This window comes from Gordonibacter sp. 28C (assembly GCF_003339845.1).
Lineage (GTDB): Bacteria > Actinomycetota > Coriobacteriia > Coriobacteriales > Eggerthellaceae > Gordonibacter.
This window is the reverse complement of sequence record NZ_PPTR01000001.1, coordinates 1-24,171: the sequence shown is the minus strand read 5'-3', so window position 1 is coordinate 24,171 and position 24,171 is coordinate 1. Positions and strand designations below refer to the sequence as shown.

The window sequence follows — 24,171 nt, the reverse complement described above, 5'->3', positions numbered from 1 at the left end:
GCACGACAGAGGGATCGAGCATGGCGTTCGCACCCGTGGCAAAACTCGTCGGCGCGGCAGCGGCGGGCACCGTGGCCGTGGCCGCCTGCACCTTGGTAGGAGTGAAAGCCGTATTGGCCATGCAGCTACACGGAGGCAAGTGACGGCATTCGCGGCCAGCAAGGTTACGTGCTCTGGCCGGACACGTCTAACGTGAGCCGCGACACCACGCAGACCTCGCTCGACATCGACCTCGGAACGGTGGACGACCAGCCGGAGCCGAAGGTGGCCACCGAAAGCACCGACAAGGCCGACGGGGACCACGTGCTGGCACCCGAAGCCGGCAACGTGGTCGTAGACGAGGTGTCTTACGCCACTCTCGTTCCCGGTAAGACCTACACGGTGCGGGGAACCCTCATGGACAAGGCCACCGGCAAGCCCGCCGAAATCGACGGGGCCGGCGTGACGGCCGAGAAGCGGTTCGCCCCCTTCGCGCCTTTTGGCACGGTAGCGGTGGAGTTCGCCTTCGACGCGTCGACGCTGGCGGGCCGGGACCTCGTGGCGTTCGAGAGCCTGGAGCACGAGGACCGCGAGATCGCCGCGCACGCCGACATTTACGACGAGGGGCAGACGGTGGCGGTTGCGGACAAGCCCGAGATCAGCACCGTGGCCACCGACGCCGCCGACGGCGACCACGAGGCCTCGGCCGATTCGACCGTTCGCATCGAGGACCAGGTGTTCTACAGCGGCCTCGTGCCCGGAGAGCCCTACCGCATCGAGGGCATCCTGATGGACGCCGAGACGGGCGAGCCCGTCCTTTCGGGCGGGAAGACCGTAGAAGGCGAGGTCCGGTTCGCACCGCTTGCGCCGTCCGGGTGCGAGACGGTGACCTTCGAGTTCGACGGAAGCGCCCTGCGCGGCCACGACGTCGTGGCGTTCGAGGCGCTGTACCGCGCGGGCGAGAAGGTGTGCGAGCACGCCGACATCGCCGACGCGGGCCAGACGGTGCATTTGGGCGAGCCCGCACCTGAGATCGGCACCACCGCCACCGACGCCGACGACGGCGACCACGAAGCGGTTGCCGACGAGGAAGTGACTATCGTAGACGAGGTTCGCTACGAGAACCTCGTTCCCGGAAAGGAGTACGTGCTCACGGGAACCCTCATCGACAAGCAAGCCGCGAAGCCCGTTGAGAAGGACGGCCTGCCTCTCGCCTCCGTCGTGGCGTTCGTCCCCGAGGAGCCGAACGGCTCGGTCGAGGTGACGTTCAGCTTCGACGGCAGCGCGCTTGCGGGGCATACGGCGGTCGCCTTCGAGAGCCTGTCCCTGGACGGCGCGGAGGTCGCGGCCCATGCCGACATCGACGACGCCGGGCAGAGCGTCGAGCTCGTGGAGCCGCCCGCCGGCGCCCCTCCCTCCAGGGGAGAGCCGAATTCCGGGCTTCCCCAGACAGGTGACACCGCTCCCTTGATCCCGTTCGCATGCGCCGCGGGGGCGACGGCCTGCATTGTCGCCATTGCGGCGCTCGGCTGCCGCAGGAAGCACGACGAGAGTGCCGAGAAGGCCGCGGATCAGGAAGGAGGTGAATAGCATGGGCCTCGCCGCGTACCTCGTAGGCTTCGTCATGGGAGCCGCCGCGCTCACGGGCTACGCCTGCATCAGAGTAGGTGCCGAGGCCGAGCGTGCCTGCGAGTGACCCAGCACGCCGACGATAGCTGCTTTAAGCCGACAGCGCCCCCGCAAACGCAGGGGCGCTACTCTCTTCTCTTCCGCTTCGAAGCCTCCGAAACGAATTCGACCATGCCTCTCGTGATGAAGCTGCGCGGATCGATTCCGAGGGCGACGCACAGCATCAGGAACTCGTCGACCCTCATCTCCCTCTGCCCGTGGAGCACATACCACAGGCGCTTGCGGTCGGTTCCGATACGTCGAGCGAGCTCGGCCACGCTGATACCGCGCTCTTGACGGGCTTCCTCCACCAAAGTGGGTACGCGAACTTCGCTGCCCATGCTGCCGACACCTCCGAAGGCGCTTCAAGCTCTTGCGAGCGGATCATCCCTACGCGGCACGTCAGCTTGCAGCTTTGTTGATTCGCGACAGCTCGACCACCTCGTCCGCGGCAGCGCACACCCTGCTGCTGTGGGTCACGACGATCACGCACTTGCCGTCCTCGTGGGCGCAGCGCTTGAGGACGTCGATGATCGAGGCTTCCGTCTCTTCGTCGAGGTTGCCCGTCGGCTCGTCAGCGAGGAGAACCTCGGACGTGCCGGCCAAGGCGCGGGCTATGGCCACGCGCTGCTGCTGGCCGCCCGAGAGCCGAAGCACGCTCCTTCCGCGAAGACCCGCGTCGATTCCCACGCGGGTGAGGAGGGTGTCGGGGTCGCAGGGCCCTCCGAGCAGCACGTTCTCCCGAACCGTCAGGTAGTCGATGAGGTTGTAGCTCTGGAAGACTAGGGACATCGCGTCCCTGCGGTACGCGAGCAGGCCGCCCTCGCGGATGTCCTTCCCTTTGAGGAGGATCCTTCCCGAAGTCGGGGCGTCCAGGCCGGCGAGGAGCGAGAGGAGCGTCGTCTTCCCCGAACCGCTCGGCCCCGTCACCGCGTACATCGTTTTTTCGCGGAAGCCCGTGCAGATGCCGCTCAGCACCTCGTGCGAATCCTTGCCGCGGTAAGCGTAGCCCACGCCGTCAAGGAGCAGCGTCTCCTCTTCGTGCGCAGGGGAAGGTGCGCCGGCAGCGCTCGTCGAGCCGCCGCACGCTGAAGCCTTGTTACCTTGATATGTCATGTCCATGCCTCCTCATTCGGATTTCTCGAGCGCTCTTCTCGGCCCGCGCGCGACGGCAGGGGCCACGGCGGCCGCAGACGACGCGGCCACCACCGCGATGCACGCCGCCGACACCGCGCAAGCCTGCAAGGGGTCGGGCGAGGCGGACGCCCCGACGACGTTTTTCTCGGCGGCCTCGCCGCCGCCTGCAACCCGATCGGCCTCTGCCCGGGCGGACTCGGCCTCCTGCTGCACCTGCTTTTCGACGATGGTCCCGGCGACAATTCCCGATACCGGCCAGGCAAGAGCACACCCCGCGATGCAGCCTGCGAGCGCGAGGGTGACGGCCTCCTCGACGACTTGGCCGACCACCGCCCTGCGAGCGTTGCCCAGGGAGAGGAGGATCCCCGCCTCCCTTCTGCGCGTCTTCGCCCAGAAGGCCATCGACAGCGCCACGAGCACGATGCTGCACCCGGCGACGGAGGCCATAAACACCCACGTCGTCCGCTCCAGCCCGTTGAAGTTGCCGGACATGCGCGCGGTGGCTCCCGAGTCGTCCACGAGCTGGTACCGGCCCCAATCGATATCGGCAGACTTGAGCCGCTCGCCGATCGCCTCGTAGTGCGCAGGATCGTCGACCTCGAACGTTGCGTACGAATAGGTCGGATCGTCGGGACAGCCCGCCACCTCCTGCGAGAATGCCAGGTCGGAGAACACCGTGTTCTCGGAGCGGTACGTGTCGCCCGTCATGGTGCTCGGTATGTCGTGGACTATGCGAAAGATGCCGCATACGCGTGCGGCGGTGGGCGCATGGCTTTCGGGATCCTTGGCATCGACGAACTCCATCTCGTCTCCGACGGAAAGGCCGTTGAGCTCGGCGAGTTCCTCGGAAATCGCGACCGACCCCGTATCGTCGGGCCCCACCCAGGCACCGTCTACGAGCTCGATGTTCCCGGACACGACGTTTTGTTCCTGGCTTTGGTCTCTCACCCCGACGATGTTCACACCGCCGAAGTCGCGCGTTTGGTCGCGTTTGGGATCCTCGATGCGCGCCATATCGGGGAGAAGGGCGGGGACGGGAACCGCCACGACGTTCCACCTCGTCACGCCTTCCGTCTCGGAGAGCTTCTCCACGTCGCCCATGAGCACGCTTTGGAAGGCGTTGTCGGGAATCTTCGTAGAGTAGTTTCCGTTCTCGTCGATGTAGTTGAATTCCGGCGGCAGTTCGTTGAGGCGCTTCCTCAAATTGCCGACGTCGAACTCAAGGCGATAGTTCCCGGAAGCGGCTCCGGCTCCCTCGACCTGCGTCTCGACGCTCGCAGTGAGCGTCGAGAGGGATGAGACGAGCAGGCACGCGGACAGCGCGACGATGCCGGCGAGCAGGACGCTCCTTGCGGGATGCCGCGCTGCCGAGCGGAGCGCCCTCGACGACGCTCCGAGCGGCTTGCCTCTGTTCTCCATATGATCAGCTCCTTTCCGAGAAGAGCTCGACGGGGTTGCGGGCGGTCGTCGCGGCCGCAACCGCGACCGACGCGGCGATCGGCACGAGGACGGCGGCGCAGGCCGCAGCGGCTATCGCGACTGCGGGAACGCCCGACTGGGACGCCTGCTGGGGAAGCGCCGACGAGAGCAAAGGCGGCAGGATCGTCGCCGCGACGGCCGACGACGCGGCGACGGCGAGGGCGGCGACGAAGAGCGACTCGAAACCCGCTTGGGCGAACACCTTCGCCCGGCTCGCACCGAGCGACAGGAGCACCGCCCGCTCGTGAACCCTGCCCTTTCCCCAAAGCGCGAGGATGGACGACACGGCGGCTATCGCAACTGCGGCGGTCAGGGCGAGCACGGCCGACGCCGAGGAGACGGTCGAGTTGAGCGCAGGCGCGACCTTGTCGTAGGCGGACGAGAGGACCTCCGTCAGGTAGCCCGCGCCAAGGTCGGCGTCGACGGCGTCCGCGAGCTTGGCCGCGCCGTCGGGATCAACAGGCGAAACCCTCACCTCGCCGAAGCCCGCCATCCCCAGGGCGACTGCGGTCTCGCAGTCGGCGTAGACCTGATTGAAGGATTGCGTCCTGGCGGTGGACAGCCCCTGATCGCCCTCGCTTCCGCCGGCGGCAGCGAAAAGCCCGACCACCTTCGCCTCCGTCTCCTCGCCCGTTGCGGATCGGAAGCGCACCGTGTCGCCCACATGCAACCCGTTCACCTCGGCGAGATCGGAGTGGAGGAGGACGGCGCCCTCGTCCCCCGGCTCGACGAGCCTTCCTTCCGCAAGGCGGAGGAGCTGGTCTTCGAAGGGGCTTCCCTGCGACAGGTCATCGAACGCATGGACCCGGACGGCGTCGTCCCATCCGGGATCGGGCACTGCCGCCTCGATGGCGTTGAAGCCCACCGGGAGCGCGTCCACCTGCCCCATCCTGTTTACTGCGGCGACGTCGCCTCTGCCCGAAAGATCCCCGGCCGTCGCGGCAGAGATGCTCTCGTCATCTTCCCGATAAACCGCGACGCTCGGCCTCGAGCCCTCTTTTATCTTGTCGGAAAGCTCGCTTGCCCCCTCGATGATCCCCGCCGAAGCCATGACCGTGAGGCTCGTCGCGAACACCACCGCGACGAGCAGGGCCGTCTTGCCCGGATTGCGCGTCAGGTAGCGGATCGCCCTCTTAAATGCGCCCATGCCGCCACCTACTCGGTCCTGAAGACGGCGACCTTCTCGACAAGCCCGCTCGCATCAAGCCAGACGTACGCCGAAGCGTCCTTCTTCACGGTCTCGGCGGTCGCGGGTTCTTCCGATACCGTGCCCGTCGAAACGTTTCCGTGCGCGATGACGAACTGGCAGCCGTCGGCGTATTCGAGCCGCTGCTCCGCGCCGGTCTCTATCAAGGATATCTTTGCCGTCTCGTCGTCGCCTTCGTCAGGGCGCAGGGTGAGGCCGCTTTCGTCGAAATCGACGACGAGCCCGTTCAAGTCGGCTCCCGAAAGGCCGCTTTTGTCCGTGGGGGCCGCCTTGTCGTTGGGGGAGGCCATATCATCTGAAGCGGATCCCGTCGGCGTCGAGCAACCGACCAGCGAGAATACGGCCGCCGCGACAGCCGCCGCCGCGACGGCGGCCGTCAGGCGGCGCATCCACATGGTTTTCTTTATCAGCATGTCTGCTATCCTTTCCTTGGTTCGGGTATGCACCACGAGAATATGCCGGGCGTTCTCGAACGGTCATCAAAGCGGTTCGGGATTTTCCCCGAGCGTTTAGATGATTTTTCGATGCGAGCAGTGGTATCAACGCACATGGAAGCTGGCAATAGCGGAAGAGAGCCGATGAAAGCATTGGTCATAGAGGACAACGAAAGCGTGTCGAGGCTCGTCAAAGAGGGCTTCGAGGCGGCCGGATGGACCGTCGACGCAGCACTTTCGGGCGAGGAGGGCCTGATGCTCGCCCTCGATGTGGGACAAGGGTACGACCTCGCCGTCGTGGATCGCATGCTCCCCGTCGTGGACGGCCTCACCATCGTGCGGGGCATGCGCGAAAAAGGCGTTGAGACCCCGGTCATCGTGCTCACGGCCCTCGGCTCGGTGGAGAACCGGGTCGAGGGGCTCAACATGGGCGCGGACGACTACCTGTCGAAGCCCTTCGCCATCGAGGAGCTGCTCGCCCGCGCCCGAGCGCTGTTGAGAAGGCCGCACGAGATCGCTTCGGCGGAAATCTCGTTCGGGGATATCTCTCTCGACCCCGAGACGAGAGTGCTCACGGTCGGCGGGAAGCGCAGGGTCGACCTGAGCGGCAGGGAGTCCTCAATGCTGGAAGCGCTGATCCTTGCGGGAGGAAGCCCCCTCTCCCGCGACAAGCTGCTTGCCAAGATCTGGGGCATCGACCGGCCCGTCGAGGCGGGGAACGTGGACAACTACGCGTACTTCCTGCGGCGAAAACTCAAGACCGCCAAAAGCGCCGTGGGCCTAGAATCGGTCAGAGGACTCGGATACCGCCTCGTGGAGCTGCCGTGACGAGGGGCGGCGCGGTTCGGGATCTGGAGAGGCGCATCGGGCGGCTCTACCTCGCCGCATGCGCGGTCGTGTTCCTGATAACGGCGTGCTCGTTTCTCGTGATCCAGCACGCGCGAGCCCTGGGCGAGGCCGAGGCGGCCTGCGCGAACATCGCGCGGCTCGCGCTGACCGAGATGTCCTCCGGCGGCACCGACGCGGTCCTCTCCCTCATGGAGGGCGACGGGATGGCGGAGTGCTCGGTCCGCATCGTCAAAAGCGACGGGACGGTGCTGGTCTCCGTGGGGGAAAGCAGGCCCTGGGACGTCGTCGTCGGCATCCAGGGAACCTCGGCAGACGGAACGCCGCTCTCCGCCGAAGTGAGTTACCGGCGGCCGGCGGCCGTATCCGCAGGCGACGCCGCGCTCTTCGCCGCCGCAGCCGCCGTTGCCGCCGCATTCGCCTTCGCCACGAGGGGTCCGCTGGTCCGCCGCGCGACGGGCCCGGTGGACGAAGCGCTCGCCCGTCAGCGGGAGTTCATCGCGGCGGCATCGCACGAGCTGAAATCGCCCCTCTCCGTGATAACGCTCGACCTGGAAGCGATCTCCACATCCCCCGCAAACCCCGGTCGCGTGGCGGAGCTTGCAAGGGAGGGCATGGCGGAGTGTAGACGCACGGCAGACCTCGTGGAGGACCTTCTCGCGCTCGCCGCCGGAGACGCCGCGGGCTGGACGCTGAACCGCGTGCGCTGCGATGCCGCGGCGATATTCGTCGACGCGTTCGAGCAGATCGAGAGCAAGGCAGCCGCTGCGGGCACGGCCGTAACGCCCTCCCTTCCCGAGGAAGAACGGGAGATCGTCGTGGACGCCGACCCGGCAAAAGTTGCCCAAGCGCTACGGGCTGTCCTCGAGAACGCCCTTGACCACGCCCCGAAGGGGACTCCCGTCGGATTCTCCTTGATCGCCCGGCCCGGGCAGGCGGCGTTCTCCGTCTCCGACGAGGGGGCGGGCGTCCCTGACGAGCTCAAGGAACGCATATTCGAGCGCTTCTACCGAGCGGATCCGTCGCGCGGATCGCGCGCCCACCACGGCCTGGGACTCTCGATAGCGCGGGAGATAGCCGAAGCGCACGGAGGCTCCCTGCGCGCCCTCGACAACCCCGGCGGCGGAGCCGTGTTCGAGCTGACGATCCCGCTTGCGCGGCAAGATCTCGGAACCTGGACGGCCTAGACGACCGGGCGGGCCCGAACGAGCGCGTGCGGAGGCTCGGAATCTTCGCACGCCGCCTCGGTGGCTTCCAGAATGACGTCGAGGGCGGTATACGCCTCTTGCAGCGAGTCGACGGCCTCGGCGATGCGCCGCTGCTCGCGCTTCAGGGACGCGACCGCCTTCGGGCACAGCGGGACGGCGCCGTCGATGCCGTCTTTCAAGCACGGGGCGATGCCGCAGATGGACTCGGTGGAAAGGCCGGCGGCGAGCAGCTGCCTGATGCGGCGGATGCGGGCAAGGTCCTCCTCGTCGTAGACGCGGTAGCCCGCCTCGGTTCGCTTCGGCGCAAGCAGCCCGCGGCTCTCGTAGTAGCGCAGGGCCCGCGGCGTGACCCCCGCAGCCTTCGCCGCCTCGCCGATGTTCATGAGCCCTCCCTGCCGCGTTCCTTGATTTCTCCGCTTGCCTTGACGCCGACGTCAAGGTTCATACTGCCATGGTAGACGCTATGCGAGAAAGGATTAACCGATGATCATCGACAGCCACCAACACGTCATACTCCCTACGAGCATGCAGCTTGAGGGCATGGACCGCGCCGGCGTGGGAAAAGCGGTCCTGTTCGCCACGACCCCGCACGTCGAGCGGGCGAAATCCGCCGCGCTGGCCGACATCGACCGGGAAATGCAGGCCCTCTACCGGCTGCTGGGCGGTGCCTTCACGGAGCAGCAGCGCAGAGCGCAGATGGAAGGGACGATCGAGGAGCTGAAGCAGGCCGTCGCGACGGCACCCGACCGGTTCGCAGGATTCGGCCCCGTCCCGCTGGGACTTTCCGACGACGACACGGCCGCGTGGGTGGAGGATCGGGTGGTGGGCAACGCGTTCAGGGGAATAGGCGAGTTCACGCCGGGGTCGACCGCGCAGGTTGAGCAGCTGGAACCGGTGTTCCGCGCCGCCTCGGACCACGCGGGCCTGCCCCTCTGGGTGCACACGTTCAACCCCGTCGCGCCCGACGGCATCGCGGCGCTCATGGACCTATGCCGGCGCTACCCCTCGGTGCCCGTCATCTTCGGCCACGGCGGCGGGTACAGCTGGATGGATGTGACGGCGTTCGCCAAGCGGCACCCGAACGCCTACGTGGACCTCTCCGCGGCGTTCACCCCGCTCTCGGTGAAGACCGCCCTGTTCGAGGTGCCCGAGCAATGCCTGTTCAGTTCGGACGCCCCGTTCGGGGAGCCCGAACTGTCACGCAGGCTCGTCGAGTTCGCAAGCCCGTCGCCGGAAGTGACGGCACTCGCGCTCGGAGGCAACACCGCGCGCCTTTTGGGGCTGTGAGGCGACAGGCGTTTAGCCGTATCGCCGCGAAGTTCTCTAATCCGGCATCATGCGTTCATGCTCTGAAGAAAGGGCGCAAGCGCGGCGGAGAAGCCGGCGGCGTTCGATGCCGCCTCCGCTAGATCGCCGTCCTTCCCGTAAAAGGCTCGCATCAGGAAGCCATGCGCGATCACGGCCTGCGGCACGTACTCCTCCGCAACGTCGTAAACCCACGAAAGGGCCGAGACGTCGACCAGTTCGTCGGCGATTCTGACGAGAACGGTCTCGCCGTCCACGGTCAGGCGGTTGAGTTTCTGAATGTCTTCGGCATCGGCGACGAGGAAGCTCCAACCGTCGCGCCTGCGGGCGACGGGGAGGCCCTTCGGTCCTGGCTCGTCTTTGTACGCCTGCACGGCTTCGTAGTAGTAGGAGCGCAGCCACAGGCTTTCGTCGTTCACGTCGGCCAGTTCGAGCGTATAGTTGGTGAGGAGGTTTCCGGGTTGCGGCGGGCGGTCGACCATGTGGTCGGTGTCGAACACGTCGATGCGCCCGCCGGCGTAGTAGGCCTTCACTATCATCTGCCCTTGTCTTCCCTTCTGTCCTGCTGTCGGTTGAAAGCAGGCGGCGCGTCGCCTCGGGTGGCTCGCTCGTCTGCGATGGCTCCTCTTGAGTCCCGTTCGGAAGCAGCGCCGCCCCGGTGGGCGTTTCTCGCGCTTGCGGGCTTTCGGGGCTGCAGCGCGGGGCGTTGCTCGGGAAGGATCTTCATCGCCCTGGCGTAGCTGGCGACCACGGCGATGTCCCGTGCGTCTAGAGAAGCATTGCGCGCGGCTAGGACGTCCAGGTCGGCGAGGCTCGACACCCTCGCGGTTTCGATGAGGGCGACCGCCTTCGAAAGCAGGCTCAGCTCCTCGAGGTTTCCGACTTCGACGGCCCTCCGCGCGACGTCGACCACCGCGCTCTCGCCCTCTTCGGGGATCCTTCCCATGCCGCCCGAACGCAGCAGGGACTCGAGCCTTTCGCGCCCGTACGACAGCCCGAGCCGCTCGCCGCTCACGCGCCACGTCGGGTGGTCGGCAAGCGCGTAGATCCAGTCGCGGCGCGGGGTGCGGGGCGAGTTGTCCGATACGGTCACGCCCAGGGTGCCGAGCAGGTTTCGGAACTCGGGCTCGCTGCGAGAGACCGAGCGGGCTATGCGCACGCGCGCCCTGATGTCGGCGGTCCACGAGTACTCGCCGCGATCCTGCAGCTCCTTCTCGGCGCGGCGCACGTACTCGCTTCGATAGGTGGAGGGCCGCGCCCTTGGGCTGCGCCTTTCAGCTCGGGCGGCCACGCCGCTCGGCTCGGGGGACTTGAGGGCGCTCAGCCCGCGTTCTTCGGCCATCCTCTGAAGCGAGGCGGCGAGTGCCTTCGGATCGGGGTCCTGCAGGCGCCTGCCCGTCTCCAAGTTCGTGTTGTTCACGATCAAGTGGGCGTGAGGTATGCCGTGCTCGTTGTCGTCGTGGTAGACGATCGCCATCTCGAAGTCGCCGAAGTGCTCGGCCGCCCACGCGACGGCCAGCTCTCGCAGGGCGGGAAGCTCGATGCGGTCCTTCGGGTCGGGCGACACCACGTAGTGCTTGTAGGTGCGCACGCGCCGTCCCCGCCAGGGAACGTCGTTGCCGAAGGAGTGGCGCGTCCCGTCCATGACGGCCGCCCAGTCGAAGGCCGATTCCGGGTGCTCCAGATCGGGGTTGTCGATGTTGAGGTAGTCGCTCGCGAGGGCCCGGTTCTTCTTGGTGAGATAGCGGCATATCCCGCGCGTTGAGGTGTGGCCCGATATGGTCTTGAGCATCGGCATGCGGCTCACCTGCCGAGCGGCGCTATCGTGCGGTCGGAGATCCTCTCCGCCTCGGCCCTTAGCTTCGCAACGCCCGGCTGCATGGCCTCGAGCTTCGCCGAGGCCCGTCCGAGCTCTTCAAGGACGTCGGGCGCGTCCATGTCGTTTGAGCGCAGGTAGTAGGCGATGGCGTTCAAGGCATGCACGGCCTGGTTGTAGTGGTGCCCCCACCGCCGCATCTCGCGGGAGATCTTGACGGCGGTCGCACGGTCCACCACGACGAGGGCCGGCGGCATGTCGCCCTCGGCGCCCGCGCCGTCCAGAAGGAGGCGCACGAGCTGCGAGAGGGTAAGGTTCGCGGAGTCCGCGACAGTGCGGGCGTGCGCGAGGCCGTCGTCTGTCATCCGCACGAAGATGCGGCGCGGGTACTTGTCCATTCGGCATCCTTTGCATCGTGGCCGCCCGAAAGACGTGGAAGCGGGCAGCCGGGTATCGCCCTTTGCCAGGGGCGCGGGGAATCCCCCGCATGAAGCCTAGCGCAGAGGCGTCGCCTCGCGCTAGGCTGCGATGCCGCCCGCGGAACCCCCGCGACACCCGACTAATGTCGCGGGGTCGTGGGCTTCCGCGACGTGGAATGCCGGCATCCAAGAGCTGCTCGCGCGCTGTGCGCACAGAGCAGGCCTCTTGCTTTGTTTGGCTTTGTCTGGGAGTTTGGACTGAAGGGATGAACCACCTTTCAATATTTCACTAACTGAGCTAATATTCCATATTGATGGAACATTAAACGCGATATTGGAATATTATATCGGAGGAAGCATGAAAAGCGTCTCTTTGACCATCGAGAGGATCCTGCACCGAGTCATCGACGACGCGGCGGTCGTTGGCGAGCTGGACGGCGTGGCCCCCCTCAGTCCTTTCCTCGCCTCCAGTTTCGACTTGTACCAGGCGCGCGTGCTCGGCCAAGACATCATCGTCGCCGAAGATGTCGCCGATACCGACGGCGCGGAAAAGCGCCTGCAAGCCCTTGCCAAAGCCGTCGGCGAACCCGTAGCCGCCTACCTGCGCAGCGCGACCCCCGCTCGAAGAAAGGATCTGATGAAGAGCCGCCAGGGCTTCATCACCCGAGAGGGAGACCTGTATCTGCCTCAGCTCGCCATTGCGCTCCAAGCGAATCCTCCTTCCGAAAGCCTCCGCCCGCGAGGATTCAGCCCCTCGCAGCAGCAGGCGTTCCTCTACTGCCTTTACGGCCGTGAGCCACTCACCCAAGAGGGGCTTCGCGAGGCGACCGGCATGTCGGCCGCAGGTGCCTCGCGAGCACTCTCGTCGCTGGCTGACATGGGCCTTGTCGATTACACGGCAGGCGGTAGGACGGGGCGGAAGCGGTACTACTTCGTGCCAGACAAAAAAGAGTTTTTCCGTCGCGGCAGGGAGCTGTTTGGAGACCCCGTCAAAAGAATCCTTACTGTGTCCGCTTCCCCGTTGACTACAGCGAGTCCGAGCAGCGGGCTGTCCGCCCTTGCCATGCGGAGCGACCTCGTGGCTCCGAAGCGGAGGACCGTCGCCGCAGGATCGGCTTCGGCAGGCGACCTCGGCAAGTCAGGGGATGACGGCGAAGAAAAGATCGACGTCCAAGTCCTGCGCTACGACCCCCTTCCGTTCTCCTTGGCGGGCATGGTGGATCCCTTCACCATGCTTGCAACCGTAGGCGAAAAGGACGAGCGTATCTCGATGGCGCTTCGGAAAGCATTGGAGGATTGCGAATGGTACGAGGACTAGACATCTTTAGGAAGTGGTTCGCGGACTATCAGTCGAGATACGTCGTCATCGGCGGCACGGCATGCAACCTCGTATTCGCTCAATACGGCGCTCCCGAGCGCGCCACCCACGATATCGACATGGTCATCGTGGCCGAAGCGTTCGACCAGGAATTCTACAAAAGGTTCGTCTCCTTCGTACGAGAGGGCGACTATCGCAACAAAAGCAAGGCGGACAAGTACGTTCTCTACCGTTTCGAGAATCCCAACATGGAGGACTTTCCTCCCAAGATCGAGCTTCTGAGCAAGCGCCCGGAGTACCTGGAGGGAATAGAAGCCGACCTGGGGAGGCTTCGAACCATCGACGCTGCGGGAAGCCTCTCGGCGATACTCCTCGACGACGAGTACTACGAGCTTCTTGAGCGGGGAATCGAGGAGATAGACGGGCTCCCGGTGTTAGGGCTCCACTATCTCCCCGTCTTCAAGATACATGCATGGGCGAATCTCACGAGGGACAAGACGGAGGGAAAGAGCGTGCACAGCGACGAGATCAATAAGCATCGCCGAGATGTTTTGCGCCTTTGCGCACTCTTCGAGCCGGGCACGCGAGTCGAGCTGCCTTCAAGCATCGTCGACGAGGTACTCCGCTTCGTCGAAGCGCGTCCTTGGGACGACAACATGATGAGGAACTTAGGATTACGCGTAACCGCAGAAGACATGGCCGAACTGATCGCCTCCTCTTACGTCCGATCTTAATGGCTTAGAATCAAGAAAAGAGGGCATCGTGAGCAGCAAGAAAATACGAAGCGATCAGGACGATCAAAACCCGAATTCTGCGAAGCTGAGTAAAATCGCCTACTTCGATGAAGGATCCGCAACGGATTTGATTCAAATGACCCATGACGGCAACTTGGAAAGAACGCTGGAGCTTTTCGACACAGACACCGCAAGCGGCAATGCCGGAATGCAGGTCGAAGCGAAAGTAGGACTAGGTAAGATCATACAAGGGCTTATGGGCGTCGGGGCGTCGGTTGAGGGAGAGGCGTCCCTATCCTCCTCGTTCAGCTCCAACCAGGTTGCTCGAAACATCATAACAAACACCGTACTGACTGATTTTCTTGCTTGCGTCGAAAAGAGCAGAGGGGCGGTCAAAAAGCTCGAAGGCTATGAAGTGTCCGCGATCGACAACGCGATGTCGAGCATGATGCTGATAACACCCTACCTTACGATGCTCCGAAGCGGCAAGGGTATTCCCGCTGGTGATTTCAATCTCTCGCTCGACAGAATCGACGATGCCATACGGAAGGCAAAAGGGTATTACGAGTTTCTAGCCAAGAAACAAGATGAGGCTCCTATTATCTTGCGATTCAACCATAGCTCGTTCAAGAACAACTACAAGCTGCCGGATCTCCTAAAGATGGATCTCGTTATCTACGCGGTATTGGTCGGAAAGTCTTCAATAGATTCGCTCGATATAGAGAAAGAGCTGAAATTCACATCTTCGAGCAACCAGAAAAATCCAGACTATCCGATTAACCTGTCAAAAGGAAAGCCTTCTGAAAAAACCGAGCAACTCGACGAAAGAACAACGCCTTACGAGATGTACGATGTGATCCTTGCGGGGGTGGCTGGACACGATGCCTAAGATCATAGTTTTCACTGGCTCCGATAAGGACTACGAAGCATTCCTTAAGGACAGGATCGACGACCCCTGCAATTCCGTTGACTTTCTCGAATTGATTCTTCTCTACAACGCAAAAATCCGAGCGACGCAAGAATACGCCGGAGGCGAACCGCATATTGAAGACGAGTTCGACAGTGTTGTAGTCAGAGCCGCAGACTTCGGCTCCGTGGTAAGTCATGTGATTAGCAATTTCGCCACGATCGCAACGCAAGGATGCACGTTTAACAAGCTTTACGTCCAGAACCCTCCCAAACAGTCGCTCCATTCGCTTATAGCCGCCTTTCCAGATGAAATAGAATACGTGGGAACGGTCTATCCCCATGTGGAAAAGAATTCGATAAAAAGGATCTACTCGGACTTGGCTTCGACGGTCTTGGGTCAGGCGACCAGCAAGCAAGAAATAGCGGCGAGCCTTTACCAACTTTCTTCTATGCGGGACGAAAGGCCTATTGTCCTGCTTTTTTATGGGCCATCGGGAGTAGGTAAAACGGAGACAGCAAAGTGCGTGAGTGAAGCATTGGGCGGAAAGTTGACTCGGGTGCAGTTCTCCATGCTTCAGAACAACGAGGCCTACGACTATATCTTCGGAGCCGAGCATTCGAAAGGGAGCTTCGCGAGAGACCTTCTGGGGCGCGAGTCAAATGTTGTACTGCTCGACGAGTTTGACAAGGTGAATCATGGGCTGTACAACGCCTTCTACGAGTTATTCGACGAAGGGGTCTTTGTTGATTCCTATTATCGCGTCGAGATGCAGGATGCCCTATTCGTCCTAACCTCCAACTTCCATTCGACGGATGAAATTCAAAGCGCGTTGGGACCTGCAATGTTTTCACGCATTAGCGCCTGTATCGAGTTTGAGGATCTTTCGGCTACCGAGAAGATCGTTCTTGTAAAGCGTCATTACGAAAAGATCCTCGGCTATCTCGATGCGGATGACAAGGCTGCTGTCAAAGCTTCAAACATCGAAAGCTGGTTTGTTGATCATGCCGGAAGCTACGATAATATTCGAACGATGAAGACAAAAATGGAGCGTGCCATTTTCGGTTTTCTAACGGCTTCCATGATTCAGGGAGACGAAGCCCCTTCTTCTTGAATGCCTGCATTCAACACGCGATACAAAAAGCCCTCCGGCCGAAAGGCCGGAGGGCTCGCCCCTCGCGGAGGGGCCAGGAGGTCTAGGCGACCTCCGGGAGGGCTTCTTCGGGGAGCTCGATATCCGCGCACAGGGAGTTGATGTGGTGGCGGATCATCGCGCGGTCGGGCGAGATGGCGACGAGGCTCACGTCGTCGAAGCGGATGGGGATGTCGACGGCATCGTGCTGGGCGAGGTAGGTCATCACAACCCGCTCGCGCACGGCGCGCTCGGAAGCACTGTGTCGTTCGGCGGGAAACCCGGCCTCTGCGCCGGATCGAGCTCGCACCTTCACGAAGACGAGCGCATCCCCGTCCTCCGCGATGACGTCGGCCGTCCCCGCCTCGCTTCTCCAACCGACCTCGAGCACGGTGTAGCCCCGGTGATCGAGATACGTGCTTGCGGCTTTCACGGCCCTTGTCTTCAGCTCTTTCATGGTTGACCTCCTGATCGTTGTCGGCCTGCCCCGATGGCTTAGCCTCGTGGCCCGGATGCCGCCGAGGTTCGCGCACGGCCGCAAGGGAGAAAAGCGAAACCCGGAGGGCCCGAGTTTCCAGGCGCCCTCTTGGACCGTCCTGGAAAGTTTTCGCGGCCCTTGCGGCCGTGCGCGGTTCTCGGCGAGTATGCGGGTTCGGAGGCGGCAGGGGCGGGCCGATGCGCGGGAGGTCGGAAGCGGGAGCGGAAGTCCTGGGGCGATTGCGGCGGCATCCGATACGGCGGCCGGGGCACAGGCGCCGACGGATAAGAGAAGCGAAGAGAAGCCCGCCAGCCGCTTGGGCTGACGGGCTGTAGAGAATCGCGCGGGGCGCTCGCCTACACGCGGGGCTTGATGCGCGCGGTGTCGCCGTGCACGTAGTTGTTCGAGTTCCAGCTGAAGTCGCCGTCGTGGTCGTACCTGGCGGCGTAGGGCCTGTCCGGGTAGGTGACCTCGCGCCTGCCGTCCGGCGCGTCGATCCACACGGCTATGCGGTTGGTCTTGGGCTGGCCGAACCCCACGACGGGATAGGCCTCCCACGTGCCGCCGACTCCGAAAAGCCACACCTCGTCGCCCAGCCGGACCTCGTCCGCCGGCACCTCCACCGAATCGAGGAACTCGCCGAGCCGCAGACGCTCGGGCATGGCGTTGTCGAACTCGCGCAACATGTCATCGAAGTCGTACACTTGCTGCTCGTAAGGATCGCCGTAGGCATAGATGCGATCGACGATCTTCCAGCCTTCGATGACGTAGATGCCGTTGTCGCCGGGGTTCATGCGCTTGTCGGTCGTGTAGTCGCCGATGCCGAGCGAGAGCGATCCCCCGAAGTAGTTGCCCATCACCTGGCACATGCGCGCCCAGCCGTAGCCGTCGGAGCTCGGCGAGCGGTAGCCTTGCAGCTCGCAGTACTTCAGCAGCGGCTCCACGGTGTCGCATCCTCCGTTCCAGTGCAGGTAGACGCCGATCTCGCGCTCGCGCGTGGTGATGACGGCACAGTTTCCCATGGTGACCTCCTTATGAGTCGCGGCGCCCTCCTCTTCCGGGGCGCCTCCTTGGGTCGCGCGTCCGCACGGACGGCGCTTCGGGGCGCAAGGGGTCAAGCGAAAACCGCAGGCCTGAGCTTTCGGTCGCCAGCTTGGTTTGTCAGCGGAAGGTTTTTCGCGTCCCTTGCGCCTCGGGGAGCCGTTCGGGCAGCATGCTCCCAAGGCGGTGCACGGGAGAAGGAGGCCGGGCGCGGAGGGGGCGTATGGGAGGTCGGGATGCCGTCTCGCACTCTACCGGCTCTCGCCGCCGAGCAGGATGCGGAGAACCTCGCGCCTGCCGGACCCGATGGAATCGGGAGACGCGAAGCGTTCGACGACGCGCGCGCATTCCGCCTCCGTCACGTCGCGGCTCTCGCCCGTCTCGGCATCGAAGCCGACGCATACCATGTCGCCGAACACGACGTCGAAGAGCTCGCCTTCGACGACGGCGCGGTCGGGGTCGCTCGGGCTGGCGTATCCGGCCTCGGCCATCTCCCTCGTCGCGTAGACGGCCCGGTTCGCCTCGAAGAGCGAGGATCCGATCTTTCCCTCCGCGTTGCAGTAGACGGCCGGGGCGTCGTCGAAGAGGTAATCCATAGGCTCGATGTGGCCGCCGACGCAAGACTGCAGGGCGCGGAGGAAGCCGCCGTGCTCGTCTGCCGCGAGCGTCTTGTCGTAGGGCGCGCGCCCCACGGGCGCGATCATCACGTTCAAAGTCGGTTTCATGGGAGGAGTCCTTTCTGCGGGAAGGAGGCCGACCGGCCCTGGATGGAGCCGGACGGCCTTGTCGGCATATGCGGTCAGGCCGCCATCGCGGCGGGCGCGACGATCTCGTCGGCGTCGAAGGGAGGCTCGTCGCCCTCGTCGGCTTCGGCATCGGCAGGCTCGAAGGCTTCGCCCGTCGCCTCGCCGTCCTCGTCGGAGAACATGCCGTGCAGGTGCTCCATCACCTCGAGCTCGTCGGACGTGGGCTCGTAGCCTGCGGGTACGAGGATGTCGTCCACGAAGGAGACGAAGCCGAGCAGATCGTCGAGCGAGTAGTAGGAGGGTTCGAACCCGTCCCTGAGCGCTCCCCAGGGAAGCTCGGGAACGCATTCCGGAACGGTGCGCATCAGGACGAACTGGTCGAGCGCCTTGCCCCGCGGCTCCTTCACGTCGGCCCAGGCGTCGTCGGCCTCGCACCCGTAGCGCGCCTCGAAGGCCTCGTGCGCCCACTGGCGCAGCTTCGTATGGCCCTTGCCGGGGAACTTCGGGTAGATGGACTTGGCGAACCCCGTGGCGTGCTCCCGAAGCTCGTCGTACGCCGCCGTGCGCTTCTGGAAGGCCTCCTCGGCTGCGACCTCCTCGGCGCTCGGCTCGTGCACGTGCTCCGCGTCGTCGCAGTAGTAGCTTGCGCTGGCCTCGCCGTAGTAGGTCGTGCTCACCACCGCGACCATCCCGTCGTGGCCGCACTCGCCGTCGCACCAGTGCATGCCCTCGACGTCGGCGCGCTCCACCACCTTGATGCCCTCGGTGGAGAGCTTCTCCGCGAGCGCCTCCTTGTTCGCGCGGCCGCGCGCCTTGCGGCAGACCTCCAAGCGATCCCACGGATTCGTCTTGGAGAACACCTTCACCACGTCGTCCTCGGTGAGGACGTCGTCGTACTCGCCGATGAGGGCCACGGCGTCGAAATCCAGGTTCACGGCGTCCACCGGCACCAGCTTGGAGCCGCGCACGTACGCCTCGGCCTTGCCCTCGTCCACGTCGGCGCTCACGGCGGCGTCGGCCACCGGGACTCCGAGCGAGAGCATCGTCTGGATGCCCTGGCCGCGCTCGGCCTCGGTGAGGTCCTTGCGGTGGTTGTTCTCGGCGTTGAGCACCCGCGCGATGCGCGCGTCGTCCCAGCCGTCCATCACGTAGGCGTCGGCCTCCTCGAGTCCGAGCTTCTTCATGGCCGCGGTTCGGCGGTGCCCCGCGACCAGCTGGTAGGTCTCGCCGTCGGCCACCACGATGAGCGGGGTGATCTGGCCGTTCACTTCGATGCTGCGGGCCAGCCCCGACACGTCGCCCAGGCTCGTGCGGTTCTGCAGCTTGCTCTCGATGCACTGGTTGAGCGGGATCTTGGTCGTTTCCATTTTCTTGACCTCCTGTTCGGTTCGGCCTCGCCCCTTCTGGGCGGGCCTTGTGGCCCGTGCTCCGACCGGGGTTCGGGCACCGCGCAAGGGAGGAAGCGAAACCCGCCAGGGCTTCGAGTTTTCGGGAGGCCTTGGACGGGCGCGCCGCCCTGCCGGAAAGTTTTCGCGGCCCTTGCGCGGTGCCCGGTTCCCGGCCGAGCATGCGGGTTCCAAGGCCGCCGGGGCGAGGCGCGCGGAGGAGGTCGCAGGAAGCGACGGATCGGTCGCGCCCGCTGCGTCGATGCGATGCGAAAGCGCCCGCAAGCTGAAACGGTGTGCGTGTTGCTGGTAGAATGAAACAGACGCGGGAAAGGACGCATGTGGATCTGAGCAAACTCGATAGCTACAAAGAGGGCAACCGCCTGGAGGCGAAGGAGGCTCAGGGAGGCTTGCCCCGGAGCATCTGGGCGAGCGTCTCCGCGTTTGCCAACACGAACGGCGGGATCATTCTGCTCGGCGTGGCCGAGCGGAAGGACAAGGCACTCGAAGTCGTCGGCCTCAAAGATGCCCACAGGATGGCCGATGACTTCTGGAACGCGGCGCACAGCCCAGACAAACTGAGCCCTTGCGTGCTTGCCGACAAGGACGTCCGCATTGAGAGTATCGACGGCAAAGACGTGCTCGTCATCGAAGTTCCGAGGGCGAAGAGGCAGCAGAGGCCCGTGTATATCAGCGGCAACCCAGTGAGGGGAACCTACCGACGCGATCACACGGGAGACTATTCGTGCGGGATGAGCGAAATAGAGGCGATGTACCGCGACGCCTCGAACGAATCAGCCGATCTGAGGCTGCACGAAAGCCTCTCCGTGACCGACCTGAGCACGGAGACCGTGGACTCCTACCGCAGGAGATACGACCTATACCACCAGAGTAGCGCTTGGAAGGATCTGCCCAACGAGGAGTTCCTATGTCGCATCGGTGCCGCGTGCATCGGCGAAGATGGCAAGGCGCATCCAACGAGCGCAGGTCTTCTCATGTTCGGCGAGGAATGGCGCATCATGGGGGAATTCCCCCACTACTTCCTCGACTACCGCCAAGAGACGAGCCCCGAAACGCGCTGGCAGGACCGCGTCACCTCTCAGACTGACGAGTGGCCCGGCAACGTTTTCGGCTTCTACCAACGAGCGTACGAGAAGATGCGCCAAGCGCTGAAGGTGCCCTTCAAACTGGACGAGAACAGCCTTCGTGTTGACGAGACCTCTGCGCACGAGGCACTGAGGGAGGCTATAGCCAACTGCCTCACCAACGCCGACTACAACGAACGTCGCGGCGTGGTCTTGCTCTGGCAGGAAAACGGGCTCAAGCTGTCGAACCCGGGAGGGTTCCGCGTGAGCGTGGAGGACGCCTACGCAGGAGGCATCTCCGATCCGCGTAACGAGACGATGATGAAGATGTTCACGCTCGTGCACGTCGGGGAGCGCGCCGGCAGCGGCATCCCTAACATGGTGAAGAACTGGACAGAGGCAGGATACGGAACCCCCGTGCTCAGCGAGCAGATAAATCCCGAGCGCTCGACTATCTTTCTGCCGCTTTCGGGTGAAACGGCTCCCGACGAGGTGAACGGCGACTTCTTGGCCCAAGGCAAAAGCCGTGCTATTTCACTTGAGCTGTATTCCCAAATGAACGACACCGAGAAAGTCGCCTTGCGCTTGGTTGCCGAGCAAGGGCGCGTTACAACCGCCCTTTTGGCAACTCAGGCCGGAGTGTCGAAATTAACCGCGACTCGCACCTTGAAAGGGCTGGTAGATAAGAACGTTCTTGTCTGGCGAGGGAGAAATAAGACGGATCCCGCCCAGTATTATGAAATGGCATCGAGCAGTTAAGAGCAGTTAAGAGCAGTTAAGAGCAGTTAAGAGCAGTTAAGAGCAGTTAAGAGCAGTTAAGAGCTGCTCTTAACCCTTGCATTGATTAGAGGGTCTTTATGCAGGATCGAGAAGATGAGCTTGGAAAACAAATAAAAAAGTGGCTTCGATCTCAACCGCCATGGTACTCTCATGCGCTCCATCTATCGATAAGGGGTCTGGCCTCGGAAGCCGAAATAAATACCCTTGCCGGCAAGGCATGCATCGAGGCAGGAGTAAACGTCAATATCGCGCAAAGAGGCGTCGAATTGGAGGGGTTTCAGGAAGAGGACCTTGCCCTTTTGGGGACTTCTGGAAGGGAAGTGATACTAACTGCGATAACAGCGGAAAAGGGGGTCAACGCTTTAACAGAGAACTCGACGCTTACTTTCGAAACAGACGGCCTGACTGTGGTTTACGGAGAGAATGGCTCGGGAAAGTCTGGATTCTGCCGCCTCATCAGGAATGCATGCACGTCTCGCGCTGGAGCCGAAGACATCCTTTCGAACGTTTTCGCACCCAGCGAAAAACCAGTAGCGATCTATAGAGCGATCGTAGATGGTGGTTCTTTTGCTTTTCGATGGACGTCGGGGGAGACTGAATGTGCAAGTTTTCCTGAAGTGATGTTTTTCGACTCCGCATGCGCAGCCTTAGAAATTGAAGGAAGGCAGAACGAAGTACTCTACACCCCTCCAATTCTTGGCGCGTTCGAACGTTTATCGCAGCTTGTATCAATAGTGTCAGATACCCTGAAAAGGTATGCGGACAACCTCCCAACCCTGATAACGGCATCCCTGCTTCCTGATTTTGCCAAAACAGACCCGTCTGTTGCCTCACTGCTGGCAAGCAGCGATCCCGAAGCCGCTCTTCGCGTTTTTGAAAAGATTGAGCTTTCGGAGCCAGAAATCGAGCGATTGGAATTGCTCCCGGAGCTCATTAAGGCTGATCCAAATGTGGAGTTGCCGATATTGCAAAGAAGATTTGATCAGCTTTCGAATTTACGTGAACAGCTTGCGGCGCTCTATAGACACTGCGAAGCGAAATTTCAACAAGAGTATGCGACAGCCGTTCAAGAAAGAGATCGGGCTTGGATTGCCGTTAATGCTGCACGCAAGTTATTGTCCGACTCTTCGGAACTAAAGGATGTGGGCGGCGATGATTGGAGAGCCTTGTGGGAGTCGGCGAGAACTTACTCGAATGATCATGCATATTCGACCGAGGCGTTTCCTTTTGTGGGAGAAGGGGCGATATGCCCACTGTGTCAGCAGCCTTTGTCGCAAGAAGCGGGACACCGGCTAACGAGCTTTGAAAAATACGTCACAAGTGCCGCAGAGACTGTTTACCAGAATAAAGCGGCAGCGTTGACTTCTTTGGAACGGGCATTTCTCAACGCCGCCAGGAATGTGATCGACGAGAAAGCTGGCATCGCAATAATCGAAAGCGGCGAGGCCAGAGACGCTATGGACAGATTGATCGACAAGCTCAACTCAATCGAGGCGTTTCCTGGCAGCGAGACCTTGGCGGAGCTTCTTGAGTCCACGAAAGGTATCGGGAAATCTGTTCGAAGGGCTATGGACGGTCTCAGCAGAAAAATGTCCTCCCTTAAGGAGCATCTGAAGCCCGATTCTTTGGCGAGAATGCAGGCGGAATATCGTTCCCTTCAGTCCAGAAGGTGGGCCATGCAGAATAGGCAGCAACTTCTGGCGGATGTAACGAATCGATATACTAAAAACGGACTCGAACGAGTTAGGAAGGACTGCACAACGCGGTCAATTACTGCTTTTGTATCCGAAATATCTCGGTCAGAAGTAGTCGGCAGAATGCAGGCGAGTTTCACTCAAGAGCTCACCGAGTTGAACGCAGAAGGCCAACCGGTGTCATTTGGCGCGAAAACGAAAGCCGGACGGGAAATCCAAGAAATTGCACTTGTAGGTGCGATTGATAACCTGAAGGCTGCAAAGGTGCTGAGCGAGGGTGAGAGAAAGATCATTGCGCTTGCGGGGTTTTTCGCTCAAGTCGACGTGATGCCTAGCCAATCGACTATCGTTTTAGATGATCCTGTAACTTCCCTTGACCACAAATGGAGGGAATCGGTCGCTTGTCGAATTGTTGATGAGGCCCGTAAAAGGCCCGTGGTTGTCTTTACCCATGACCCTAGGTTTTGCAGCTATCTCACTATTCATGCAGAACAAAGAGAAGCTGGAATAGAGTACCGGACGGTGCGCAGGAAAGGAAACGCATCGGGGGTTATCGTCGACGGTTTAGACTGGGGAGCATGCAGAACGAAGCAGAGAGTAATAATTCTGCAAGAAGAAGCCGATGCGCTGAAGGCTAAACAAAAAAGCGGCGATTTCGAAGACGATTCTGTCCTGGACCGCGAGATCCATACATGCTACGGCAGGCTGAGGTCGGCTTGGGAGCGCGCTGTTGAGGAAGTACTCCTCGCTGGCGTAATAGAAAGAATGAGCCCTCCGGTTCATACGCAGCTGCTTAAGAAGATTAGCGATATCGACGCCAATGATATTGCTGTTGTCGATCAGAATATGAGTAAGTGCTCAACCGTGATTGATGCACATGATGACCCGATGGCCGCACCAGTGCGGTGCCCGACGGTTGAGGATCTCATAAGCGATATCGACGCATTGAGGCGATGGATGAAGTCTATCAATAAACGCCGGGGGAATTAGGCCCTTTCCCATGCCCCGTCCAGATCGGCAGCGCACTTCTCAACGATGCAGCGGACGGCGGAGAGCTCGGATGCGGTTATCCGCCGGTTCCCGGCCTTGTCCTCGAGCATGGCGAGGATGGAGGCGGCGCCTTCCAGCTTCTCCGACGATTGCACGATTGCAGCCGCGATCTCTTCGGGTAGAGTGGTTTGCGGGATGCCGTCCATGGGCTTCCTTTCGCTCGGTGCCTCCACTGAGGAAACGGCAAGCCCCTTGGAAGACGATATGAGTAGAACATTGTGAGCCCCTACTTCATATCGTCTTCTCATTTGACCGTGGATCTTTGGGCTGATAATGGTCGCGTCCATACAACCGGCAATTCTTCCCAGGTTGCCACATATACG

The 24,171-nt window shown here is 62.4% G+C and carries 25 protein-coding genes; 11 read left to right on the top strand and 14 right to left on the bottom strand.

Annotation, left to right across the window (positions count from 1 at the left end; genetic code table 11):
* Positions 1–20 precede the first annotated feature (20 nt).
* Both C1878_RS16970 and C1878_RS00120 read left to right on the top strand, forming a co-directional pair.
* Complete coding sequence (locus C1878_RS16970) at positions 21–143, top strand: hypothetical protein (RefSeq protein ID WP_255417901.1); 123 nt, start codon at positions 21–23, stop codon at positions 141–143.
* A gap of 25 nt (positions 144–168) precedes the next feature.
* Positions 169–1,569, top strand: coding sequence for a VaFE repeat-containing surface-anchored protein (locus tag C1878_RS00120; RefSeq protein ID WP_147272874.1), 1,401 nt, complete (start codon positions 169–171; stop codon positions 1,567–1,569).
* A gap of 164 nt (positions 1,570–1,733) precedes the next feature.
* Here C1878_RS00120 and C1878_RS00115 read toward each other — a convergent pair whose 3' ends face one another.
* From C1878_RS00115 to C1878_RS00095, 5 genes are all read right to left on the bottom strand, one after another.
* Positions 1,734–1,988: a helix-turn-helix domain-containing protein gene (locus C1878_RS00115; RefSeq protein WP_114599700.1), complete on the bottom strand. Its 255-nt coding sequence runs from the start codon at positions 1,986–1,988 to the stop codon at positions 1,734–1,736.
* A gap of 61 nt (positions 1,989–2,049) precedes the next feature.
* Complete coding sequence (locus tag C1878_RS00110; protein ID WP_114600086.1) at positions 2,050–2,763, bottom strand: ABC transporter ATP-binding protein; 714 nt, start codon at positions 2,761–2,763, stop codon at positions 2,050–2,052.
* 12 nt (positions 2,764–2,775) lie between these two features.
* A complete protein-coding gene (locus tag C1878_RS00105) occupies positions 2,776–4,203 on the bottom strand; it encodes an ABC transporter permease (RefSeq protein WP_114599699.1) in 1,428 nt (475 codons plus the stop codon).
* 4 nt (positions 4,204–4,207) lie between these two features.
* Complete coding sequence (locus tag C1878_RS00100; protein ID WP_114599698.1) at positions 4,208–5,410, bottom strand: FtsX-like permease family protein; 1,203 nt, start codon at positions 5,408–5,410, stop codon at positions 4,208–4,210.
* Between the two features lie 8 nt (positions 5,411–5,418).
* Positions 5,419–5,883 (bottom strand): hypothetical protein, encoded by a 465-nt coding sequence (locus C1878_RS00095; protein ID WP_114599697.1) that lies wholly within the window; start codon positions 5,881–5,883, stop codon positions 5,419–5,421.
* Between the two features lie 165 nt (positions 5,884–6,048).
* On the opposite strand from C1878_RS00095, the gene C1878_RS00090 reads away from it, so the two are divergent.
* A complete protein-coding gene (locus C1878_RS00090) occupies positions 6,049–6,732 on the top strand; it encodes a response regulator transcription factor (RefSeq protein ID WP_158539629.1) in 684 nt (227 codons plus the stop codon).
* A complete protein-coding gene (locus C1878_RS00085; protein WP_114599695.1) occupies positions 6,729–7,937 on the top strand; it encodes a sensor histidine kinase KdpD in 1,209 nt (402 codons plus the stop codon). The genes C1878_RS00090 and C1878_RS00085 overlap by 4 nt, the downstream gene beginning before the upstream one ends.
* Here the strand turns inward: C1878_RS00085 and C1878_RS00080 are convergent.
* The gene (locus tag C1878_RS00080) at positions 7,934–8,341 is read right to left on the bottom strand and encodes a MerR family transcriptional regulator (protein ID WP_114599694.1); all 408 of its coding nucleotides are present in this window, start codon (positions 8,339–8,341) and stop codon (positions 7,934–7,936) included. The two genes, C1878_RS00085 and C1878_RS00080, sit on opposite strands and share 4 nt — an antisense overlap.
* 100 nt (positions 8,342–8,441) lie before the next feature.
* Here C1878_RS00080 and C1878_RS00075 point away from each other — a divergent pair, with 100 nt between their 5' ends.
* Complete coding sequence (locus C1878_RS00075) at positions 8,442–9,245, top strand: amidohydrolase family protein (RefSeq protein WP_114599693.1); 804 nt, start codon at positions 8,442–8,444, stop codon at positions 9,243–9,245.
* A 47-nt stretch (positions 9,246–9,292) separates the two neighbouring features.
* Here C1878_RS00075 and C1878_RS00070 read toward each other — a convergent pair whose 3' ends face one another.
* From C1878_RS00070 to C1878_RS00060, 3 genes are read right to left on the bottom strand one after another with little or no spacing between them, the layout of a single operon-like run.
* A complete protein-coding gene (locus tag C1878_RS00070; RefSeq protein WP_241963541.1) occupies positions 9,293–9,802 on the bottom strand; it encodes a hypothetical protein in 510 nt (169 codons plus the stop codon).
* Entirely contained in the window at positions 9,799–11,061 is a 1,263-nt protein-coding gene (locus C1878_RS00065; protein WP_241963540.1) for a relaxase/mobilization nuclease domain-containing protein, read from the bottom strand. The genes C1878_RS00070 and C1878_RS00065 overlap by 4 nt, the downstream gene beginning before the upstream one ends.
* A gap of 5 nt (positions 11,062–11,066) precedes the next feature.
* Positions 11,067–11,477 (bottom strand): hypothetical protein, encoded by a 411-nt coding sequence (locus C1878_RS00060; RefSeq protein WP_114599692.1) that lies wholly within the window; start codon positions 11,475–11,477, stop codon positions 11,067–11,069.
* Between the two features lie 394 nt (positions 11,478–11,871).
* Between C1878_RS00060 and C1878_RS00055 the strand changes: the two genes are divergently transcribed.
* From C1878_RS00055 to C1878_RS00040, 4 genes are read left to right on the top strand one after another with little or no spacing between them, the layout of a single operon-like run.
* A complete protein-coding gene (locus C1878_RS00055) occupies positions 11,872–12,816 on the top strand; it encodes a helix-turn-helix domain-containing protein (protein ID WP_147272873.1) in 945 nt (314 codons plus the stop codon).
* Positions 12,801–13,550 carry a hypothetical protein gene (locus C1878_RS00050; RefSeq protein ID WP_114599690.1) on the top strand — a complete coding sequence of 250 codons (750 nt, stop codon included), beginning with the start codon at positions 12,801–12,803 and terminating at the stop codon, positions 13,548–13,550. Before C1878_RS00055 ends, C1878_RS00050 begins: the two co-directional genes overlap by 16 nt.
* A 28-nt stretch (positions 13,551–13,578) precedes the next feature.
* Positions 13,579–14,439: a DUF6414 family protein gene (locus tag C1878_RS00045; RefSeq protein WP_114599689.1), complete on the top strand. Its 861-nt coding sequence runs from the start codon at positions 13,579–13,581 to the stop codon at positions 14,437–14,439.
* Entirely contained in the window at positions 14,432–15,571 is a 1,140-nt protein-coding gene (locus C1878_RS00040; protein WP_114600084.1) for an AAA family ATPase, read from the top strand. The genes C1878_RS00045 and C1878_RS00040 overlap by 8 nt, the downstream gene beginning before the upstream one ends.
* A gap of 82 nt (positions 15,572–15,653) precedes the next feature.
* On the opposite strand, the gene C1878_RS00035 is transcribed toward C1878_RS00040, so the two are convergent.
* The 4 genes from C1878_RS00035 to C1878_RS00020 form a co-directional block, all read right to left on the bottom strand.
* Complete coding sequence (locus C1878_RS00035; RefSeq protein ID WP_114599688.1) at positions 15,654–16,046, bottom strand: YraN family protein; 393 nt, start codon at positions 16,044–16,046, stop codon at positions 15,654–15,656.
* A 377-nt stretch (positions 16,047–16,423) separates the two neighbouring features.
* Positions 16,424–17,089: a hypothetical protein gene (locus C1878_RS00030; protein WP_114599687.1), complete on the bottom strand. Its 666-nt coding sequence runs from the start codon at positions 17,087–17,089 to the stop codon at positions 16,424–16,426.
* A 270-nt stretch (positions 17,090–17,359) separates the two neighbouring features.
* Positions 17,360–17,833: a DUF3846 domain-containing protein gene (locus C1878_RS00025; RefSeq protein ID WP_114599686.1), complete on the bottom strand. Its 474-nt coding sequence runs from the start codon at positions 17,831–17,833 to the stop codon at positions 17,360–17,362.
* A gap of 74 nt (positions 17,834–17,907) precedes the next feature.
* The gene (locus C1878_RS00020; RefSeq protein ID WP_114599685.1) at positions 17,908–19,221 is read right to left on the bottom strand and encodes a ParB/RepB/Spo0J family partition protein; all 1,314 of its coding nucleotides are present in this window, start codon (positions 19,219–19,221) and stop codon (positions 17,908–17,910) included.
* A 359-nt stretch (positions 19,222–19,580) separates the two neighbouring features.
* Between C1878_RS00020 and C1878_RS00015 the strand changes: the two genes are divergently transcribed.
* Both C1878_RS00015 and C1878_RS00010 read left to right on the top strand, forming a co-directional pair.
* The gene (locus C1878_RS00015) at positions 19,581–21,083 is read left to right on the top strand and encodes an RNA-binding domain-containing protein (protein WP_158539628.1); all 1,503 of its coding nucleotides are present in this window, start codon (positions 19,581–19,583) and stop codon (positions 21,081–21,083) included.
* A 98-nt stretch (positions 21,084–21,181) separates the two neighbouring features.
* Positions 21,182–23,788, top strand: a complete 2,607-nt coding sequence (locus tag C1878_RS00010) for an AAA family ATPase (RefSeq protein ID WP_114599683.1) — start codon at positions 21,182–21,184, stop codon at positions 23,786–23,788.
* Here C1878_RS00010 and C1878_RS00005 read toward each other — a convergent pair.
* Complete coding sequence (locus C1878_RS00005) at positions 23,785–23,994, bottom strand: hypothetical protein (RefSeq protein WP_114599682.1); 210 nt, start codon at positions 23,992–23,994, stop codon at positions 23,785–23,787. The genes C1878_RS00010 and C1878_RS00005 overlap by 4 nt on opposite strands.
* Positions 23,995–24,171: the final 177 nt, after the last annotated feature.

What these genes read in the sequence shown, in the direction of transcription:
- C1878_RS00090 (WP_158539629.1), top strand. Translation starts at nt 6,049, where the DNA reads ATGAAAGCATTGGTCATAGAGGACAACGAAAGCGTGTCGAGGCTCGTC.
- C1878_RS00115 (WP_114599700.1), bottom strand. Translation starts at nt 1,988, where the DNA reads ATGGGCAGCGAAGTTCGCGTACCCACTTTGGTGGAGGAAGCCCGTCAA.
- C1878_RS00020 (WP_114599685.1), bottom strand. Translation starts at nt 19,221, where the DNA reads ATGGAAACGACCAAGATCCCGCTCAACCAGTGCATCGAGAGCAAGCTG.
- C1878_RS00010 (WP_114599683.1), top strand. Translation starts at nt 21,182, where the DNA reads ATGCAGGATCGAGAAGATGAGCTTGGAAAACAAATAAAAAAGTGGCTT.
- C1878_RS00065 (WP_241963540.1), bottom strand. Translation starts at nt 11,061, where the DNA reads ATGCCGATGCTCAAGACCATATCGGGCCACACCTCAACGCGCGGGATA.
- C1878_RS00050 (WP_114599690.1), top strand. Translation starts at nt 12,801, where the DNA reads ATGGTACGAGGACTAGACATCTTTAGGAAGTGGTTCGCGGACTATCAG.
- C1878_RS00070 (WP_241963541.1), bottom strand. Translation starts at nt 9,802, where the DNA reads ATGATAGTGAAGGCCTACTACGCCGGCGGGCGCATCGACGTGTTCGAC.
- C1878_RS00100 (WP_114599698.1), bottom strand. Translation starts at nt 5,410, where the DNA reads ATGGGCGCATTTAAGAGGGCGATCCGCTACCTGACGCGCAATCCGGGC.
- C1878_RS00080 (WP_114599694.1), bottom strand. Translation starts at nt 8,341, where the DNA reads ATGAACATCGGCGAGGCGGCGAAGGCTGCGGGGGTCACGCCGCGGGCC.
- C1878_RS00025 (WP_114599686.1), bottom strand. Translation starts at nt 17,833, where the DNA reads ATGAAACCGACTTTGAACGTGATGATCGCGCCCGTGGGGCGCGCGCCC.
- C1878_RS00060 (WP_114599692.1), bottom strand. Translation starts at nt 11,477, where the DNA reads ATGGACAAGTACCCGCGCCGCATCTTCGTGCGGATGACAGACGACGGC.
- C1878_RS00095 (WP_114599697.1), bottom strand. Translation starts at nt 5,883, where the DNA reads ATGCTGATAAAGAAAACCATGTGGATGCGCCGCCTGACGGCCGCCGTC.
- C1878_RS00005 (WP_114599682.1), bottom strand. Translation starts at nt 23,994, where the DNA reads ATGGACGGCATCCCGCAAACCACTCTACCCGAAGAGATCGCGGCTGCA.
- C1878_RS00105 (WP_114599699.1), bottom strand. Translation starts at nt 4,203, where the DNA reads ATGGAGAACAGAGGCAAGCCGCTCGGAGCGTCGTCGAGGGCGCTCCGC.
- C1878_RS00030 (WP_114599687.1), bottom strand. Translation starts at nt 17,089, where the DNA reads ATGGGAAACTGTGCCGTCATCACCACGCGCGAGCGCGAGATCGGCGTC.
- C1878_RS00035 (WP_114599688.1), bottom strand. Translation starts at nt 16,046, where the DNA reads ATGAAAGAGCTGAAGACAAGGGCCGTGAAAGCCGCAAGCACGTATCTC.
- C1878_RS16970 (WP_255417901.1), top strand. Translation starts at nt 21, where the DNA reads ATGGCGTTCGCACCCGTGGCAAAACTCGTCGGCGCGGCAGCGGCGGGC.
- C1878_RS00075 (WP_114599693.1), top strand. Translation starts at nt 8,442, where the DNA reads ATGATCATCGACAGCCACCAACACGTCATACTCCCTACGAGCATGCAG.
- C1878_RS00040 (WP_114600084.1), top strand. Translation starts at nt 14,432, where the DNA reads ATGCCTAAGATCATAGTTTTCACTGGCTCCGATAAGGACTACGAAGCA.
- C1878_RS00110 (WP_114600086.1), bottom strand. Translation starts at nt 2,763, where the DNA reads ATGACATATCAAGGTAACAAGGCTTCAGCGTGCGGCGGCTCGACGAGC.